At 76.0% G+C, this 16,947-nt stretch carries 16 protein-coding genes, 1 tRNA gene and 3 pseudogenes; 9 read left to right on the top strand and 11 right to left on the bottom strand.

What is annotated here, in order from left to right; translation table 11 throughout:
* Both ACYVQV_RS17495 and ACYVQV_RS17490 read right to left on the bottom strand, forming a co-directional pair.
* Positions 1-419: pseudogene (locus tag ACYVQV_RS17495) on the bottom strand (hypothetical protein); the annotation flags it as partial.
* 84 nt (positions 420-503) lie between these two features.
* Positions 504-1,394, bottom strand: a complete 891-nt coding sequence (locus ACYVQV_RS17490; protein ID WP_461024599.1) for an MSMEG_6728 family protein — start codon at positions 1,392-1,394, stop codon at positions 504-506.
* Between the two features lie 137 nt (positions 1,395-1,531).
* Between ACYVQV_RS17490 and cobC the strand changes: the two are divergent.
* Together cobC and ACYVQV_RS17480 are read left to right on the top strand one after the other, a co-directional pair.
* Positions 1,532-2,566: pseudogene (gene cobC, locus ACYVQV_RS17485) on the top strand (Rv2231c family pyridoxal phosphate-dependent protein CobC); the annotation flags it as partial.
* Positions 2,563-3,513: a cobalamin biosynthesis protein gene (locus ACYVQV_RS17480; protein ID WP_461024598.1), complete on the top strand. Its 951-nt coding sequence runs from the start codon at positions 2,563-2,565 to the stop codon at positions 3,511-3,513. The pseudogene cobC and the gene ACYVQV_RS17480, both read left to right, overlap by 4 nt.
* Before the next feature lie 13 nt (positions 3,514-3,526).
* Here the strand turns inward: ACYVQV_RS17480 and ACYVQV_RS17475 are convergent, their stop codons facing one another.
* From ACYVQV_RS17475 to ACYVQV_RS17465, 3 genes are all read right to left on the bottom strand, one after another.
* Positions 3,527-4,426, bottom strand: a complete 900-nt coding sequence (locus ACYVQV_RS17475) for a hypothetical protein (RefSeq protein ID WP_461024597.1) — start codon at positions 4,424-4,426, stop codon at positions 3,527-3,529.
* A gap of 79 nt (positions 4,427-4,505) precedes the next feature.
* Positions 4,506-5,966: an MFS transporter gene (locus ACYVQV_RS17470; RefSeq protein ID WP_461024596.1), complete on the bottom strand. Its 1,461-nt coding sequence runs from the start codon at positions 5,964-5,966 to the stop codon at positions 4,506-4,508.
* Between the two features lie 99 nt (positions 5,967-6,065).
* Positions 6,066-6,848 (bottom strand): PaaX family transcriptional regulator, encoded by a 783-nt coding sequence (locus ACYVQV_RS17465; RefSeq protein WP_461024595.1) that lies wholly within the window; start codon positions 6,846-6,848, stop codon positions 6,066-6,068.
* Positions 6,849-6,942: 94 nt separating this feature from the next.
* Here ACYVQV_RS17465 and ACYVQV_RS17460 point away from each other — a divergent pair, with 94 nt between their 5' ends.
* Positions 6,943-7,959, top strand: coding sequence for an alpha/beta hydrolase family protein (locus tag ACYVQV_RS17460; RefSeq protein ID WP_461024594.1), 1,017 nt, complete (start codon positions 6,943-6,945; stop codon positions 7,957-7,959).
* A 270-nt stretch (positions 7,960-8,229) separates the two neighbouring features.
* Here the strand turns inward: ACYVQV_RS17460 and ACYVQV_RS17455 are convergent.
* Positions 8,230-8,478 (bottom strand): annotated as a pseudogene (locus ACYVQV_RS17455) (nucleotidyltransferase domain-containing protein); the annotation flags it as partial.
* Here ACYVQV_RS17455 and ACYVQV_RS17450 point away from each other — a divergent pair.
* Complete coding sequence (locus ACYVQV_RS17450) at positions 8,477-8,845, top strand: VOC family protein (RefSeq protein ID WP_461024593.1); 369 nt, start codon at positions 8,477-8,479, stop codon at positions 8,843-8,845. The pseudogene ACYVQV_RS17455 and the gene ACYVQV_RS17450 sit on opposite strands and share 2 nt — an antisense overlap.
* A gap of 21 nt (positions 8,846-8,866) precedes the next feature.
* On the opposite strand, the gene ACYVQV_RS17445 is transcribed toward ACYVQV_RS17450, so the two are convergent.
* Entirely contained in the window at positions 8,867-9,115 is a 249-nt protein-coding gene (locus ACYVQV_RS17445; protein ID WP_461024592.1) for a hypothetical protein, read from the bottom strand.
* A gap of 197 nt (positions 9,116-9,312) precedes the next feature.
* Here ACYVQV_RS17445 and ACYVQV_RS17440 point away from each other — a divergent pair, with 197 nt between their 5' ends.
* From ACYVQV_RS17440 to ACYVQV_RS17430, 3 genes are all read left to right on the top strand, one after another.
* The gene (locus ACYVQV_RS17440) at positions 9,313-9,786 is read left to right on the top strand and encodes a hypothetical protein (protein WP_461024591.1); all 474 of its coding nucleotides are present in this window, start codon (positions 9,313-9,315) and stop codon (positions 9,784-9,786) included.
* A 117-nt stretch (positions 9,787-9,903) separates the two neighbouring features.
* Positions 9,904-10,326 carry a hypothetical protein gene (locus tag ACYVQV_RS17435; protein WP_461024590.1) on the top strand — a complete coding sequence of 141 codons (423 nt, stop codon included), beginning with the start codon at positions 9,904-9,906 and terminating at the stop codon, positions 10,324-10,326.
* The gene (locus tag ACYVQV_RS17430; protein WP_461024589.1) at positions 10,323-10,967 is read left to right on the top strand and encodes a transcriptional regulator; all 645 of its coding nucleotides are present in this window, start codon (positions 10,323-10,325) and stop codon (positions 10,965-10,967) included. The genes ACYVQV_RS17435 and ACYVQV_RS17430 overlap by 4 nt, the downstream gene beginning before the upstream one ends.
* Before the next feature lie 19 nt (positions 10,968-10,986).
* Here ACYVQV_RS17430 and ACYVQV_RS17425 read toward each other — a convergent pair whose 3' ends face one another.
* Positions 10,987-12,405 (bottom strand): nitronate monooxygenase, encoded by a 1,419-nt coding sequence (locus ACYVQV_RS17425; protein ID WP_461024601.1) that lies wholly within the window; start codon positions 12,403-12,405, stop codon positions 10,987-10,989.
* A gap of 262 nt (positions 12,406-12,667) precedes the next feature.
* On the opposite strand from ACYVQV_RS17425, the gene ACYVQV_RS17420 reads away from it, so the two are divergent.
* Together ACYVQV_RS17420 and ACYVQV_RS17415 are read left to right on the top strand one after the other, a co-directional pair.
* Positions 12,668-13,681: a class I fructose-bisphosphate aldolase gene (locus tag ACYVQV_RS17420; protein WP_461024588.1), complete on the top strand. Its 1,014-nt coding sequence runs from the start codon at positions 12,668-12,670 to the stop codon at positions 13,679-13,681.
* 57 nt (positions 13,682-13,738) lie between these two features.
* Positions 13,739-14,398, top strand: a complete 660-nt coding sequence (locus ACYVQV_RS17415) for a maleylpyruvate isomerase family mycothiol-dependent enzyme (RefSeq protein ID WP_461024587.1) — start codon at positions 13,739-13,741, stop codon at positions 14,396-14,398.
* 18 nt (positions 14,399-14,416) lie between these two features.
* On the opposite strand, the gene ACYVQV_RS17410 is transcribed toward ACYVQV_RS17415, so the two are convergent.
* The 3 genes from ACYVQV_RS17410 to ACYVQV_RS17400 all read right to left on the bottom strand — a co-directional run bounded on the left by ACYVQV_RS17410 (position 14,417) and on the right by ACYVQV_RS17400 (position 16,837).
* Positions 14,417-14,815, bottom strand: a complete 399-nt coding sequence (locus tag ACYVQV_RS17410; RefSeq protein WP_461024586.1) for a hypothetical protein — start codon at positions 14,813-14,815, stop codon at positions 14,417-14,419.
* A gap of 301 nt (positions 14,816-15,116) precedes the next feature.
* Positions 15,117-15,190: transfer RNA gene (locus tag ACYVQV_RS17405), tRNA-Thr, on the bottom strand.
* A 69-nt stretch (positions 15,191-15,259) separates the two neighbouring features.
* Positions 15,260-16,837, bottom strand: a complete 1,578-nt coding sequence (locus ACYVQV_RS17400; RefSeq protein WP_461024585.1) for an alpha/beta fold hydrolase — start codon at positions 16,835-16,837, stop codon at positions 15,260-15,262.
* Between the last annotated feature and the right edge of the window lie 110 nt (positions 16,838-16,947).

The raw sequence follows: 16,947 nt of genomic DNA, 5'->3' as shown, positions 1-16,947 counted from the left end.
GGGTCGGCGGTCGGCTCAGCGCTCGGCAGGGGCGTCGCCTCCGCGGTCGCGCCGGGCGCGCCGGCACCGGACGAGCCGCCGGCTCCTCCGCGGCCCGACGAGCCGTCGGACGCCAGCGGCGCGGGAGCGAACTCGGGGCCGAGGTCGAGGTCGACCACGGGCAGTCGCTCGTCGTCCCGGGACGTCCGCGCGCCGCGGTCCCCGAGGGGCCACAGCTCCGCGGCCGTCGCCACGACGTCGGACGGTGCGGACGACGGGGCGGCGAAGGCGAGGCCGGCCCCGGTCAGCGCGACGGCGGCGGTCGTCGCGACGGCGACGCGTCGCAGCACGCGGCCGCGTCGTCGGTCGCGGCGGCGCCCCGGGCCGCCGGTCGCGTCGTCGTCGAAGGTGCCTGCCTGCTCCGTCCGGGTGGGTCGCACCCGCGGCATCCTAGGCAGGTGATCACGACGTGTCACCACCAGTCCGGCGAACCGGACGAAGTGCCACCGACCGTGCACCCACGGTCACTGGACGAGGTGCACGGCGAACAGCGCGCGGGGGTCCTGCAGCGCTCCGTGCGGGCGGGCGGCAGCCCGGTCGACCACCTCGCGCCAGCGCACCGGGACACGGTGCAGCGGTTCGACGAGCGGGTCGAACCCGTAGCCGCCCTCCACCGTGCCGGTGAGCAGCGCCGTCCCCCCTGACACCGGGACGGCCACCTCGTCGCCGGGGCGGACCTGCCCGGCGAGCGCCCGCAGTTGGCGCAGCGCCTTGCCCGGACGCCGTCCCGGGGCGTGCTCGCGCAGGGCGGCCCGCAGCGCCGCGTCGTCCATCCCCGTGACGTCGACCGCCAGGCCCGACCCGGCGCCCAGCCCGACCACCCCGTCGGAGAGGAAGCGACCGAGCGTGGCGTCGTCGTCGGGGCGGACCACCCACACCGGGCGCCCGTCCAGCGGCGTCGCCGGGAGGTCGTCCGCGGGCGGCCAGTGGTACTCCAGGTCGTCCGGGTCGTCGCCGAGCAGCGGCCGGTAGAACGCCGGGTCCTTGCGCAGCAGCGCCGAGCGGTGGCTGCGGTGCAGCCGCTCGTCGCCGACCCACGACGGCAGCGCCCCCTCGTCCGCGAGCCGCCGCTGGTCGCCGGCGCGCACCCCGGGCGCGAACTCGGCGATCTGGTCCGCCGTGGTGTCGGCGTGCCCGCGACCGACCCAGGCCCGGACGCACTCGAGCCCGTACAGGACCAGCGCCTCGGTGCGGCCGCGCCACATCGTGACGGCGGGGTGGTTGCCCCACCCGTAGTCGTCGATGGTGACGGCGCGCAGGACCTGCAGGGTCTCCACGCGCTGCTTGCCCAGCCGTGGCGCGTCGAGCACCTCGGCGCTGCGCCGGAAGTCGGGGAACGGCAGGAACGTCTGCACCCCGTCACCCTCACCGCCCGCCCACCGGGGCGCCACCCGGGCGCCCGCTCGCCGAGCGGACTGCGTGGACGGCGTCCCCGGGCGGCGACGTAGCCTGCCGACCCGTGAGCGAGGACGAGCCGGTCGGTGACGAGGTCGACCTGCACCACCACGGCGACCGGGAGGTCGGGCCGGGACTCGTCGACCTGGCGGTCAACGTCCACCCCGGCCCCCGCCCCGGCTGGCTGGACGACGCGCTGCGGTCCTCGCTGGACGCCGTCCACGCCTACCCGGACGCCGGACCCGCCCGTGCGGCGGTCGCGGCCCGGCACGACCGGCCCGTCGACGAGGTGCTCCCCACCGCGGGTGGTGCCGAGGCGTTCACGCTGGTCGCCCGGGCCCGCGGGTGGCGCCGTCCGGTCGTCGTGCACCCGCAGTTCACCGAGCCGGAGGCCGCGCTGCGCGCCGCCGGTCACCGGGTCGACCGGGTGCTGCTGCGGGAGGCCGACGGCTTCGCGCTCGACCCGCGGCTCGTGCCTCCGGACGCCGACCTCGTGGTCGTCGGCAACCCCACGAACCCGACGGGCGTCCTGCACCCGGCCGGCGCGCTGCTCGAGCTGCTGCGCCCCGGGCGGGTGCTGGTCGTGGACGAGGCGTTCGCGGACGCCGTCCCGGGTGAGCGCGAGTCGCTCGCGGCGACCCGGGCCGCCGGGCTGGTCGTGCTGCGGAGCCTGACGAAGACGTGGTCGATCCCCGGGGTGCGGGCCGGGTACGCGCTGGGTGACCCCGCGGTGGTGGCCGACCTGGCCACCCAGCAGCCGCCGTGGTCGGTCTCGACCGCGGCCGTCGCCGCGACCGTCGCGTGCTGCGGGTCGCGGGCGGCGGACGAGGCGCTGACCCGGGCCGCCACCGTCAGCCGGTGGCGGGCCCCGCTGGTCGCGGGGCTCCGCGAGCGCGGCCTGCCGGTGGTGGGTGACCCGGTGACCCCCTTCGTCCTGGTCCGGGGGCCCCTGGGGCTGCGGGACGGGCTGCGGGAGAGGGGCTTCGCCGTCCGGCGCGGCGACACGTTCCCCGGCCTGGGTGCCCACTGGGTGCGGGTGGCGGTGCGGGACGAGGCGACCACGGACGCGCTGCTGGCGGCACTCGACGCCGTCCTGCCCGACCTGGCCGCGCCCGCGCCGGTGGCGCGGTGAGCGCCCGCGCCGCCGGGCTGCTCGTCGGCTACGCGCTGGACGCGGCGCTCGGGGACCCCCGGCGCTGGCACCCCGTGGCCGGCCTCGGGCGGGCCGCCGGGGCGCTGGAGCGCCGCGTGCACGCCGACGACCGGGTGCGGGGCGCGGTGTTCACCGCCGTCGTGGTCGGCGCGGCGGCCGGGGCCGGCGCCGCCGCGCAGCGGGCGGTCCGCGGCCGGTTCCTGCTCGAGATGGCGGTGACGGCGGCGGCGACGTGGACGGTGCTCGGTGGCCGGTCCCTGGTGCGCGAGGCGGACGCCGTCCACGCCCGGTTGGACGCCGGCGACCTGCCGGGCGCGCGGCGGCAGGTGGCGCGGCTCGTCGGCCGCGACACGACGACCCTGGACGCCTGCGGGGTCGCCCGCGCGGCCGTGGAGTCGGTGGCGGAGAACACCTCCGACGCGGTGGTGGCGCCACTGCTGTGGGGGGCCGTCGCGGGTCCTGCCGGGCTGCTCGGGTACCGCGCGGTCAACACCCTGGACGCGATGGTGGGCCACCGCAGCCCCCGGTACGCGCGGTTCGGGTGGGCGTCCGCACGGCTGGACGACGTCGCCAACCTCGTCCCTGCACGCTGCGCGGCGCTGCTCGCCGCCGTCCTCGCACCGGGTGGGTCCGGCGGCACCCGCGCCGCCCTGGCCGCGTGGCGGCGGGACGCCCGCCAGCACCCCAGCCCGAACGCCGGACCGGTCGAGGCGTCGTTCGCCGGGGCCCTCGGCGTGCGGCTCGGCGGGGTGAACGCCTACGCGGGGACCGTCGAGGACCGGGGCGTCCTCGGTCGCGGTCGACCGGTGGCTCCCGGCGACGTGCCGCGGGCGGCGCGGCTGTCGCGGCTGGTCGGGCTGGGCGCGGTCGCCGTGGCCGCGGGGGTGGCGACCGCGGCGTCGGCGACGCCCCGGCGTCCCGGCTGAGCGGGACGGCGGCTCAGGTCGGGTCGGTCGGGCCGTACCAGCGGCGGGTCAGCCGGCGCTCCGCCGCCGGGGCGAGGACGACGTCCCACCCCATCGGCAGCAGCAGCGCGCGCAGGGTCCGCACGGACAGCGACCCGTGTCGGTCGACGACGAGGGCCCGCCGTCCCCGCTGCGAGGTCACGGCGCGGTGCAGCGACAGGACGGTCGTCGACGTCGGGGCGTGCAGGGGGTGGTCGCGCCGGGCCGCGTGCTCGTCCGGGTGCCGCAGCACGTGCAGGTCGGTGCACCCGAGGTCGCGGGCCAGGTCGTCAGCGCGGTGGTGCGGCGGCTCCTCCGCCGTGCCGGTGGCGTGCCGGGACCGGTTGGCGGACGTGACGTGCAGGTAGTCCAGACCCGTCAGCGCCAGGCAGCGGTCGACGAACCGGACCGACGGGCACAGGTCGCCGGGTTGGATGACCTGGACGGTGCGGCGAGGCGTGCCCGCCGTCGCGTCGATGGCCACCAGGTGGGCCGGGACGCCGTCGGGGGCGGTCACCCGGAAGCCGCACGGGCCGAGCGCGAGCAGCGTCCGCACGACCGCGAGCGCCTCGTCGGGTGCGGGCGGTGCCGCGACGCTGGCGTCGGGTCGGGCGGACGTCGGCCGGGCGGCCGTGAGCAGGTCCGCCAGCCGGTCGGGCGTGGTGGTGACGCTGCCCACCTGGTCGGGGCGCCGTCCCTTGAGGACGTTGACCCGGCGGACGACGGTCTGCTCGGGCCGTGAGCTGATCGCGTAGATCGTCGCGAACGGGTGCGCCACGGCCCGCCCACCGGCCAGCGCGCGGGCGGCGCGCTCGACGTCCCCGGCGTCGTCCGACCATGCAGGCGGCGCCTGCGTGGAGAGCGGGTGGGCGTCGAGTCGCGTGGTGGCGGGCACGGCACTGCTCCTGCGGGTGGGCTCCCAGGGACGCCGACAGGAGCGCGGGCGGCTCGCCCTGATACGTCCGGTCGGTTCGTCAGTCCCGGGCGCCGGCCTCGCGCCGCCGTCCGAGCAGGACGTCGGCGACCCCGGCGACGAGCGCGACGACGACGAGACCGGTGGTCACGCGCAGCGCGACGACGGCGGCCTCGGTGAGGTCGCCGCCGGCCGCGGTCCCGAAGTAGACCGCCCCGACCAGGGCGATGCCGGCGGCGGTCCCCATCCGCTGGCCGGTCTGCAGGACACCGCCAGCGGTCCCGGCCCGGACCACCGGCACCTGGGACAGGGTGAGGGTGATGTTCGGGGAGATGACCAGGCCGCTGCCGAGCCCGGCGAGCAGCAGCGGGCCGGACACCCACCACACCAGCGCGTCGTCGCCGACGGTCTGCACCACGACGTCGGTGAGCACGAGCCCGACGACGACGAGGACGAGGCCGGCGACCACGAGCGGCCGGCCCAGCCGCGTCACGTACCGGCCACCGACCGCGGAGGTGACCGCGGACCCCGCGGCGAACGGGGTGAGCACCACCCCGGCCATCAGCGCCGAGTACCCGAGGCCGTTCTGCACGTACAGGGTCAGGACGAAGAAGACGGCGGTGAAGCCGGAGAAGTACAGCGTCGCGATGGTCGCCCCCGCGCTGTAGCCGGTCAGCCGGAACAGCTCGAGGTCCACCAGGGGCGTGCGGCCACCGGCGGCGTAGCGCCGCTCCCACAGCACGAACAGGCCCATCAGCACGGCGCCGGAGGCGGCCACGACGAGCCAGGTCGCCCCGGCCCTCGCACCGGCCTCCGCCTGCACCAGCGGCAGCAGCAGCCCGAGGACGGCGGCGCCGAGCAGGACCACTCCGACCGGGTCGAGGTCCTCACGCCGGCGCGGCCGGGCCGGCGGCGCGGGCAGCAGGCGGTAGGCCAGCGCGATCGCGGCCAGCCCGATGGGCAGGTTGACGAAGAAGATCCACCGCCAGCCGGCGTCCTCCCCCAGCGCCCCGATGATCAGCCCGCCGGCGAGCGGACCGACGGCCGTGGAGACCCCGATCGTGGCGCCGAGGGCGCCGAAGGCCTTGCCGCGCTCGGCGCCGCGGAACAGCTCCTGGATCAGACCGGACACCTGCGGGTTGAGCAGCCCGCCACCGACACCCTGCAGCAGCCGGGCGACGACGAGCACCTCGGAGCTCGGCGCGAGCCCGGCCGCCAGGCTGGAGGCGGTGAACAGCGCGACCCCCGCGACGAACACGGTACGGCGCCCGCGCGCGTCCCCGAGGCGACCGGCGGGCACGAGCAGCAGCCCGAACGTCAGCGCGTACCCGGAGACCACCCACTGCAGGTCCGACGCGCTCGCGTCGACGGCGCGCTCGATGGAGGGCAGGGCGACGTTGACGATGCTGACGTCCAGCAGGGTCATGAAACCCGCGACGAGGCACACCACCAGCGCTCGCCAGCGGCGGGGGTCCGGGGCGTCCTGCTCGGTCGTCGCGGTCCGCGACGGGGTGTCGACCACCGGCTCATCCTCGCTGCCGCGTCGCCGTCACGCTCTGCCAGGGCGTCACCCGGCTCGTCGGCGGTCGTTCGGCCGCTCGGTCCGCGGCTCGGTCGGCGGCTACCAGCCGTCGTAGAGCCGGTAGTCGTCTCGCGCGCTCAGCTGCTCCCACCGCTCGGCCCACGCGAGGCGCAGCGCGCTCGGCGGCCAGGGTCCGGCGCGCAGCTCGGGTGGGACGAGCGGGTCGTGGCGCATGGACCGCTCCAGGGCGTCGGCGAGGAGCAGGCGGCGCACGAGGACGGGGGTGGAGCCGTCGTCGCGGTCCGCGGCGAGCGCCTGCCGGGTCGCCTCGTACACCTCGAGCACCGGGGCGGCCGGCCACAGCATCTCGGTGATCGCGCGGGGGTCCCTCGTCCCGCGCACGTCGAGGTCGGTCGCCGTGGCGGTCGTGAGGTGCGCCCGGGTGGCGGCCGGCAGGACGTCGTCCAGGTCGTGCGGGCTGACGTACAGGCCGGTGGACACGGCCACCGCCCCCACGTCGAGGAGGTCCCGCCGGGCGGTGTCGCGGACCCTCCGGTCGCGCTCGGGGACGCTCAGGGCCACCAGCCGCCAGCGGCCGTCCCACGCCAGCTCCCCGGTGTCCTGGGCGGCGGCGAGCGCCAGGCCCGCCCGGTCCCTGCGGAACGCGTCGCGCCCCTGCTCGGTGAGGGCGAGGGCGCCGGACCGTCCGCGCCCGCTCTGGGTCACGTCACCGGCGGCGACCATCCGCCGGATCGCCAGGCGCAGGGTCTGGTCGCCGACACCGGCCTGGTTCGCGGCGTCGTAGACGGGCCCGAGCGGAACCTCGCCCCGTGCGGGCAGGAACGCCTCCAGCACGGTCCTCGCGGACAGTCGAGCCTGCACCTCGTCATCCCCTCACCCGGGCCGCGGGCCGCACCTCGGCAGGCGGAGCCGCACCCGTCGTCCCCACACCGAATCTATCCTCTACGGTACGACCGTGCGAATAAAGAAACGTCTGGTCCGGCTCGTCGTCGTCCTGCTCGCGGTCGTCCTGGTGCTGGGCGGCGCCGTCCTGGTCGGTCACGACTTCCGGTTCACCCAGCGGCCCGTCACGATCCCCGGCCCCGACGGGCGCCTCGACGGCGTGCTGACGACCCCCCGGACGGGCGAGGCCCGCGGCCTGGTCGTGATGGTGCACGGTGACGGTCCGGCCGACGCGACGCTGGGCGGGCTCTACGCGCCGTGGTTCGAGGGCGCCGCCGACGCGGGGTACGCCACCCTGTCCTGGAGCAAGCCGGGCGTCGGCGGCTCGGAGGGGGACTGGCTGGCGCAGACCATGACGGACCGCGCGGAGGAGGTCGGCGCCGCGCTCGACTGGGCGCACCGGGAACCCGGGGTCCCGACCGGCCGCGTGGTCCTGTGGGGGGCCAGCCAGGCCGGCTGGGTCCTGCCGAAGGTCGTCGCCAGCCGGGACGACGTCGACGCGGTGGTGGCCGTCGGGCCGGCGGTGAGCTGGCTGCGGCAGGGCCGCTACGACCTGCTCACGGACCTCGACGACGCCGGCGCCGGCAGCGAGGAGCGGCAGGCCGCGCTCGCCGACAGCGACCGCACCCGTGAGCTGCTCCTGAACGGCGCGTCGTACGAGGAGTACCTGCGCGGCACGACCGACGAGGAGCCGATGTCCGCGCGTCGGTGGGAGTTCGCCCGTCTCAACGTCCGCTCCGACGCCACCGAGGACCTGCGAGCGGTCGCCGGCCGCGACGTCCCCGTGCACCTGCTGCTCGGCTCGCTGGACCGCAACGTCGACGTCGACGAGACCGAGCGCGTGTACCGCTCGCTGCTGGGGGCCGACCTCACCGTGGAGCGCTTCACCGCTCCCCACTCCCTCGCCCGCCCGGTGGTCGAGGACGTCAGGCTCGTGGGTGCGCTGACCGCGACCTTCTGGCCGCGGGCGCTGCTCGCCCCGGGCGTCGTCGAGGACTACGAGCGCTTCCTGGCCGACCTGCCCTCCTGAACCCGTCTCCGGCCCACCGCGCCCACGCACGCCCGTCCACCCCGCGGGGGCGAGGAGCCCACCCGGGTCGTGCAGGACGTCGTGACCGTCCCCCAGCACCCGCGCCGTGCCGGCATCCAGCGGCAGCGAGGCCCACGACGAGGGGGCGACGCCGAGCTCGACCACGAGACCGCTGCGCAGGCGGTACCGGTGCTCAACCAATACCCCCCAGCAGCGACGTCGTACCTGGCGAGCAGCCGGCCGCAGCCGCTGCAGCCACTGCCCTGCGTCGAAGCGGGGATCGTCGACGAGGAGGACGAGGTCGACGTCGCTGCCGACCCGCTCGGCGCCGCGGGCGTACGACCCCACCAGCAGCGCCGCGCGGACGGCGTCGTCGTCCGCGGCGGCGTCGGTCACGCCGGCGAGCAGGCGCGCGACCTCGCGACGCCTGCCCTTCAGCCGTGCCCCCACCGGTCCACCACCTCCCGGACACTGCGCGACGCACCGGACGTCGGTGGTCGGTGCCAGTGTGGTCTGCATGAGGATCAAGCGGACGATCGTGGTACTCGACGCGGCGGACGTCGAGGCGGAGAGCCGGTTCTGGGCGGACGTGCTGGGCGGGTCGGTGGACGCCGACGACGGCGGCTCGTGGGCGACGGTGGTGGTGGACGGCGAGCCGCGGCTGGCCGTCCAGCACGCACCGGACCACGTCCCGCCGCTGTGGCCGGACGGGTCGCCGCCGCAGCAGCTGCACCTCGACCTGTACGTCGACGAGCTCGCACCCGCCCACGGTCGGGTCACCGAGCTCGGGGCGACCCTGCTGAAGCCGGCGGACGACCCGGGAGCGGCGGAGGGCTTCCAGGTCTACGCCGACCCCGCAGGGCACCCGTTCTGCCTCTGCTGGTGACGTCCGCTGCAGCTGGGGCCGTCAGGGGGTCAGGCGGTAGACCCGGAGGAAGCCCGCGTCCACGTCCACACCGCTCACGGACGCGTACCCGGCCTCCGCTGCCAGGTCCGCGACGGCCTGCGGCCGCAGCACCGTCCCGAGGCCAGCGGACGGTTCGTCGTGCAGGGCCGCGGGCAGGCAGTGGTTAACCGACCAGCCGTACATGAACCGCTCCACCAGGTCGCCCGGCGCGGTGAACGCCTCGGCCACGTTCTCGTCGGCGACGAGCACCGCGCCACCGTCGACCAGCGCCTTGCGGGCGGCGGTGAGCGCCTCGACCGGTCGGGCCAGGTCGTGCAGGCACTCCAGGAGCAGGACGGCGTAACCGGACGACGGACGTCTTCGTCGGCACCCGCACGGGCGTGCAGTCGCGGGCCAGCGTGTCGAGCTCGGGTGCGCAGGCGGACTCCTCGAGCCGGAACGCGGCGGTGAGCGGTGACGGCCGCGCCGTCGCCTTCGACTCGCGTGCCACGAACCTCGTGTCCGGGGACACCAACAGCCGGGTCGACGTGTTCCACCGCGACGTGGTGCGGGGCCAGACGACGCGGGTGGTCAACGGCACCGCGTCGGGGACCACCAACGACCCCGGCAACGGCGACAGCCTCGCGCCGTCGATCAACCACGACGGTCGGGTGGTGGCGTTCGCCAGCAAGGCGACGAACCTCGTCTCGTCGGACCCGAACGGGGCCGTGCAGGACGTCTTCGTCGCCCGGCTGGACGCCGCCCGCGGTGCGCAGAACACGCTCGTCAGCGTCGATGGCAACGGCGCGGCGGCCAACGGCGTCAGCTCCGCGCCGACGCTGAGCAGCAACACGCAGGTGGTGGCGTTCACCTCGTTCGCCACGAACCTGGCCGCCGGTGACACGAACGGCACGATCGACGTGTTCGCGCGGCGGTCCTGAGCCCAGCCCGTCCACCGGGTGGTGCCGGGGGTCGACCACTCGGGTCGGCCCCCGGCACCACCCGCCCCGTATCAACGGATCGTTGACAACGCTGTGTTGACGGCACAGCCTGGCGTGGTGAGCGAGGACCACGAGCAGGCGGCGGCCGAGCGGAGCGCGCGGACGCACCTGGCCGCTCGGGGCGCCGGGGACCTCCCCCACCGGCCGTGGCTGGCGCCGTCCCAGCCCGCCGACGCCGGTGACCTCGCGCGTTTCGCCCTGTGGCGGGCGGACGGCCCCGACCGCGGGCGGGACGACGGCCACGGCGACGAGCGCGACGACCCCCGGGACGACGACGTGCTCGCGGGACTGCGGCTGCTGTCCGCGGCGCGCCAGGAACTCGACGGCACGGAGGCCGGGCTGCTCTTCCTGGCCCGCGCCCGCGGCATCACGTGGGCGCGGATCGGTGAGGCGCTCGGCCTGCGCTCCAGCCAGGCGGCGCAGCAGCGCCTGGACCGGCTCGTGCACCGGTTGTCCGCCGGGCAGGCGGGCGCGCCATGACCCACGTGTCGGCGCCCGACCTGCTCGCGCTGCACGGCGTCCGGGTCCTGGGCTGGGCGAGCGCCCCGGCGGTCGCCGCGCGCTACGACCTCGACCCCGACGACGTCACCGAGCACCTCCTGGACGCCCAGGCCCGCGGGTGGGTCCGCGACGTGGGCCCGGTCGCACCGGGTGGACCGACCGGGTGGACGCCCACGGACGCGGGCCGAGCCGAGGACGGGCGCCGGCTCGCCGTCGAGCTCGACGAGACCGGCACCCGCGGGGTCGTCGAGGACGCGCACGCGCGGTTCGTGCCGTGGAACGCCCGGTTCACCCAGGCGTGCACCGACTGGCAGGTGCTGCCGCAGCCGTGGGACCCGTTGGCGCGCAACGACCACAGCGACCACCGGTGGGACGACCGCGTCCTGAGCCGGCTGGAGTCCGCGGGCCGGGCGCTGAGCGACGTCGGCGGGTCGCTGGCGGGGGCGCTGAGCCGGTTCGACGGCCACGCCGACCGGTACCTCGCGGCCCTCGCCCGGGTGCAGGCCGGTCAGCACGCGTGGGTCGACGCACCGGGTCGAGACTCCTGCCACACCGTGTGGGTCCAGGTGCACGAGGACCTGCTCTCGACGCTCGGCCTCCCCCGAGGCACCGGCGCCTGACGCTGGTCCCCGCGTCCGCTCAGACGGAGGCGACCGGCTCTCTCGCCGCGCGCGCCGGCAGGTCGGCGGTCAGCCACGTCACGACGTCCGCGGCGGTCCACCCGGCGGGGTGGACGGCGGCCAGCTCGGCCAGCGCGGACCGGTCGCTGCCCAGGGTGACCAGCGGCTGCTCGACGTACCCGCCGCGGCGCTCCTGCCCGAGGCCGACGTCCGCCGTGAGGGCGTTGCACAGGCAGGCCCGGCCGACGGTGTCGGCGACGTCCCCGCCCTTGCGCTGGTACAGGTGCACCGGCTCGCTCGGGCAGCGGTACCCCACCCCGCCCTCCTCGGTCAGGTACGGGGTGCGCAGGTACGCCAGGTCGCACAGCCGCGGTCGCGCCGCCGAGACCTCCGGGTCGGACAGGGTCCCGGCCACCCGGGCGACCTTGAACGGGAAGCCGGTCGGCGAGGCCGCGGGGTCGGTGCGGACGGCCAGGGCCCCGGTGGCCAGGTCCCGGCGGACCCGGTCACGCAGGTCCGGTCGCAGGCCCGACTCGTCGGCGAGCGCGAACGGCGAGCCGACCTGGACGCCGTGCGCCCCGGCGGAGAGGGCCTCGGCGAGCCGCTGCGGGGTGCCGTGCCCGCCGGCCAGCCAGAAGGGCAGGCCGAGGTCGGTCACCGTCGCCAGGTCGACGACGTCCCGCGGGCCGTAGACGGGCTGGCCGTCCGCGTCGTACGTCGCCTTGCCGCGCGGCGGGGCGTTGTGGCCGCCGGCGTCCGCGCCCTCGATGACGAAGCCGTCGGGCCGGGTCCGCTCGTCGCGGGCGAGGTACTGGGCGAGGACGGTGGCCGACACGATCGCCAGGAACGCCGGGCGGCGCAGCGGCGGCACAGGGACGCCGAGCAGCCCGGCGGGGTCGACCTCGACGCGGTGCTGCTCGCTCGCGCCGGCCACGTCGACGCCCACGCCACCGGGCCGGCCGGCCGCGAGGTCGGTGAGCAGCCGCGGGATCTCGCGCGGCACGCCCGCGCCCATGACGACGACGTCCACGCCCGCCAGCAGCGCACCCAGCAGCGTGGCGGGGGTGGCCATCTGGACCTTCTCGAGCAGGTTGACGCCGACGACCCCGTCGTGGCCGTCCTTGGCGAGCCACACCTCGACGAACGCGCCGACGACGGTGAGCTCCTGCAGGTCGCGGGACTGGTCGAGCGTGAGCTTCGGCACCGGCCGGTACGGGCGACCCTGGCGGCCGTCGGGCAGCAGGTACCGGCTGCGGACCCGGATCGCCATCGCCGGGTCGGGGAAGTGCTCCAGGGCGCGACGCACGTGACCGCCGGGGTCGCCGTCCTGCAGGCGGCGGGCGAGGACCGTGTCGAGCGCGGTGCCGGAGACGACCCCGAGCTGGCCGAGGCGGGAGACGGTCCGGGCGAGGCGCCACGACGAGACGGCGACCCCCATCCCTCCCTGGATGACGACGGGCAGCGAGCGGGCGTCCGACACGGTTCCTCCACCTACGGTTGCGTAACCTTCGTCCCCGTAGGTTCCTGGTCCGGCTCGGGCGTCCACCAGGGACCTAGGACCTCACCGCAGCGCGACCCCGCCCGACCGGGACGTTCGCCCCTGACCCGGGAGCCCCCGCGCGCGCAGGGTGGTGGCAGGTCCAGGCGGTCGACCGTCGGGAGCACCCGGCGCGCGCCGCCCCACGGAGGAGGCGGACGGCATGGTCCAGAGCGACCTGAGAGCGACCGCGCGGCGAGTCGTCGCACCCGGCAAGGGGATCCTGGCCGCGGACGAGAGCCACCCCACGATGGCCAAGCGGCTGGCTGCGATCGACGTCGAACCCACCCCGGAGGTGCGCCGCTCCTACCGCGGCATCCTGTTCGGCACCGAGGGGCTCGCGGAGTTCGTCAGCGGGGTGATCCTCTTCGACGAGACGATCCGTCAGAGCGCGGACGACGGCACACCGTTCCCGCAGGTGCTCGCGGACGCGGGCATCGTGCCGGGGATCAAGGTGGACGCCGGCACGACTCCCCTGGCCGGTCACCCCGACGAGGTCGTGACCCAGGGCCTGGACCACCTGCGCGAGCGTTTCGCCGAGTACGTCGAGCTCGGCGCCGGCTTCGCCAAGTGGCGGGCCGTCATCCGGATCGGCGACGGGCGACCTACGCTCGCGTGCCTGCGTGCCAACGCGCACGCGCTCGCCCGGTACGCCGCCCTCGCCCAGGAGGCCGGGCTCGTGCCGGTCGTCGAGCCCGAGGTCCTGATGGACGACGACCACGACCTGGCGACGTGCGCGGACGTCACGGAGCGGACGCTGCGGGAGGTCTACGCCCAGCTCGCCGAGTCGGACGTCGACCTGGAGGGCACCCTGCTCAAGCCCAACATGGTCGTCCCCGGCACGGACTGCGACCGGCAGGCGTCGTCCCAGGAGATCGCCGACGCCACGCTCACGGTGCTGCGGCGCACCGTCCCCGCCGCCGTCCCCGGGATCGTGTTCCTGTCCGGCGGGATGACCGACGAGGAGGCGACCGCCCGGCTCGACGCGCTCAACCGCGCCGAACCGCAGCCGTGGCAGCTCAGCTTCTCCTTCGGCCGGGCCCTGCAGGGACCCGTGCTGCGGGCGTGGAAGGGCGACGACACCAACCGCGTCGCCGCCCAGGCCGCCCTGCTGCACCGAGCGCGGATGAACGGCGCCGCGCGGTACGGCCGGTACACGCCGGACCTGGAGACCTGAGCCTCGCCCGGTCGCGCGGGGCGATGAGTTCGACCCGCCACCGGGGTCGGATGCGGCATGAGAGGACGACGGGCACGGCAGGACGAGCGGCGGCACGTCTGGGCCCTCGTGCACGCGGAGCGGACGGCGTTGCTGGGCGACCTGGCGGGTCTGGGTGCCGCCGACTGGGCCCGTGCGTCGCTGTGCGCGGGGTGGACCGTCCACGACGTCGTGGCGCACCTCGTCGACAACGCCCGCACCACCCCCGTGAGCTTCGGAGCGCGTCTCGTCGGGGCGGGGTTCGACTTCCACCGCCTCAACGCCCGAGGGGTGGAGCGGCAGCGCCGGCAGGACCCGCAAGAGACCCTGCGCCGACTCGGCGAGGTCGCGCACCGCACGTCCGGTGCACCCGCGCCGTTGGACAGCCGGCTCGTCGAGGAGGTCGTCCACGGTGAGGACGTCCGCCGGCCGCTCGGCCTGCGACGCACCTACCCGCCGGAGGCCGTCGCGCGTGCGCTGCTGCTGCAGGCGCGCACACCCGCGGCGGTCGGCGGCGCGAAGGAGGTGGTCGCGCGCACCCGCGTCGTCGCCACCGACGCCGACCTGGTCCTCGGGAACGGACCACTCGTCCGCGGCCCTGCCCTGTCGCTGCTCCTCGCGCTCAGCGGGCGCGACGTCGCACTGGCGGACCTGGCGGGTCCGGGCACCGACGTGCTGGTCCGCGAGTCCGCCGGCTGACGTCTCCGGGACGGGAGGTCAGATCTCCAGGACCTCGACCTCGTCGGCGACCACCACGAGCTGGCGCTCGTAGTCGGCGAGGAACTCGTCCTCCTCGTCGGCGAAGTCGATGCCGAGGTCCTCCTCGACGTCCACCACAACGAGCTGGCGCACCGTCCCCGTCACCTGGACCTCGTTGCCGACCGCGAACGGGACGTCCCCGCCGCCGATGACCACGGTGCCCTCGCCGACGACGAACACACGGGGGGTCACGAACTCCTGCACCTCTGCCTGGATGGTCACCGGCTCCCCGAGGATGGCGACTGCGTCCGCCTGCTCGTCCGCGGCCTCGCCGACGACGGTCTCGTCACCGCCGCAGCTGGCGAGGAGCAGCGCCGCGACCCCTACCGCCGCAGCCGTGGATCGTCTCCGTGCCATGACTCATGCTCCCCTCCGTCAGCCACGCACCGCGGGCAGCCACGGCAGCGGCTCACTTCGCTCGCCCTGTCCCCGACGGCGTACCCCTGCCCCCGGTCGGGAAACCCCACGACGTGAACGAGGAAGATCCAACGCCCCTCGACGCGCCGGATCTTCCGCTTCCTGACAGCGCCGAGCGCACCACCGACGCAGTTCCGGTCCCTGTCAGGGACCGGAACTGCGTCGACATGCTCGGCGTAGATCACCCAGGAACGCCAAACGAGCCGGACCCCTGGGGTCCGGCCCGTTCGTGCTCGATCGGAGCCGCCTGTGGGAATCGAACCCACGACCTATTCATTACGAGTGAATCGCTCTGGCCAACTGAGCTAAGGCGGCAGCGCCGGTTGCCCGGCACGGTGCACGAGGATAGCAAGCCCGGGTGGGTGCTCCCACCGCGCCGGTGGCTCAGGACGAGCAGGTGGCCGGCGGCCCCCAGACGGTGCCCTCGAGCAGGTAGGCGTCCACGGCCCGGTCGACGCACCGGGAGCCACGCGTGTACGAGGCGTGGCCCTCACCCTCGTAGGTGAGCAGCGTCCCCGACTCGAGCTGGTCGGCGAGGGCCACGGCCCACGCGTACGGGGTGGCGGGGTCGCCGGTGTTGCCGACCACGAGGATCGGCGGGGCACCCTCGGCCGTCAGGGGCCCCGGCGAGCGGACGGCGCCCACGGGCCACTGCGCGCACGTGAGCTCCCCGTACGCGAGCATCGGGCCGAACGTCGGGGACGCCTCCAGCAGCCGGTCGGCCGCCGCCCGCATCGCCGCGGGGTCGTCGTCCACCGGGTAGTCCAGGCACGTGACGGCCGGCAGGGCCTCGAGCAGGTTGCCCGCGTACGTGCCGTCGGGGCCGCGTTGGGCGTACAGGTCCGCGAGCGCGAGCAGCGGGGCGCCGTCCCCCGCCAGGGCAGCCTCCAGCGCCTCGGACAACCGAGGCCAGGTCGAGTCCTCGTAGAGCGGGGTGATCACCCCGGTGAGGGCCAGTGGTGCGGTCAGGGGCCGGGCCGGGTCACCGGTGGGGAGCGGCTGCTCGTCGACCTGCTCGCCGAGCGCGCGCACCTGGCCGACGGCGTCGTCGACCGAACCGCTCAGGGGGCAGTCCCGCTGGTCCAGGCACCAGGTCGCGTACGCCCTCAGCGCCTGCTCCATCCCGGCCGCCTGGCCGACGATGAAGTCGGTGTAGCTGCTGCGGGGGTCGAGTGCGGCGTCCAGGACGAACCGGCCGACGCGCTGCGGGAACAGGTCCGCGTAGTGGGCGCCGAGCAGCGTGCCGTAGGAGACCCCGAGGTAGTCGAGCCGCTCCTGCCCGAGGACGGCGCGGATGACGTCCATGTCCCGGGCCGCGGAGACCGTGTCGACGTTGCCGAGCAGGTCACCCGCGCTGGCGGCGCACCCGGCGGCGAGGACGTCGGCGACGTCCCGCACCTCCTGCAGTCCCTGCGGGGTCCCCGGGTCGGCGTCGAACGCCAGGTAGGTGTCGAGCTGGGCGTCGGTGAGGCAGTCCAGGGGCGCGGACCGCCCGACGCCGCGCGGGTCGAAGCCGACGAGGTCGTAGCGCTCCCGGACCGCGGAGGTGGTGAGGTTCTCCCCGAACCGGATCACGTAGTCGACCGCGGACGCGCCGGGGCCCCCGGGGTTGTAGAGCAGCGCGCCGAGCCGGTCGTCGGGCTGCGTCGCCGGACGACGCGCCACCGCCACGCCGATCGTCGAGCCGTCGGGGGCGTCCCAGTCGACCGGGACGGTCACCTCGGTGCACTGGACGCCGTCCCCGCACTCCCGCCACGCGGGCTGCTGGTCGTAGAACCGGGCCAGCGCCGGGTCGGACGCCGGCTCCCCGGCCGTGGGCTCGACCGCCGGCAGCGGCGGCAGGTCCCGGGCCTCGCCGGTCGGGACGTCGGACGCACCGCGCCACCAGGTCAGCCCCGCGACGAGCGCCGCGGCCACCGCGAGCGCGACGAGGAGCGCCCCCACCCTCCCGCGTCCGGTCACGGGTGCATCGTAAGGACACGACGTCCTCCGGCACGATCGTGCCTGTCTGACGTGGGTCCGCCGCCACGTGTCGCCCGATCGAACCGAAGCGGCATGATCGTGCCGTTTTT

Source organism: Thalassiella azotivora (genome assembly GCF_054781695.1).
This window is presented reverse-complemented; position numbering and strand designations above follow the sequence as displayed.

Bases quoted from the DNA above. Each gene is read 5' to 3' on its own strand.
- ACYVQV_RS17420 (WP_461024588.1), top strand. From the start codon at position 12,668: ATGGTCCAGAGCGACCTGAGAGCGACCGCGCGGCGAGTCGTCGCACCC.
- ACYVQV_RS17415 (WP_461024587.1), top strand. From the start codon at position 13,739: ATGAGAGGACGACGGGCACGGCAGGACGAGCGGCGGCACGTCTGGGCC.
- ACYVQV_RS17450 (WP_461024593.1), top strand. From the start codon at position 8,477: ATGAGGATCAAGCGGACGATCGTGGTACTCGACGCGGCGGACGTCGAG.
- ACYVQV_RS17430 (WP_461024589.1), top strand. From the start codon at position 10,323: ATGACCCACGTGTCGGCGCCCGACCTGCTCGCGCTGCACGGCGTCCGG.
- ACYVQV_RS17410 (WP_461024586.1), bottom strand. From the start codon at position 14,815: ATGGCACGGAGACGATCCACGGCTGCGGCGGTAGGGGTCGCGGCGCTG.
- ACYVQV_RS17425 (WP_461024601.1), bottom strand. From the start codon at position 12,405: ATGGGGGTCGCCGTCTCGTCGTGGCGCCTCGCCCGGACCGTCTCCCGC.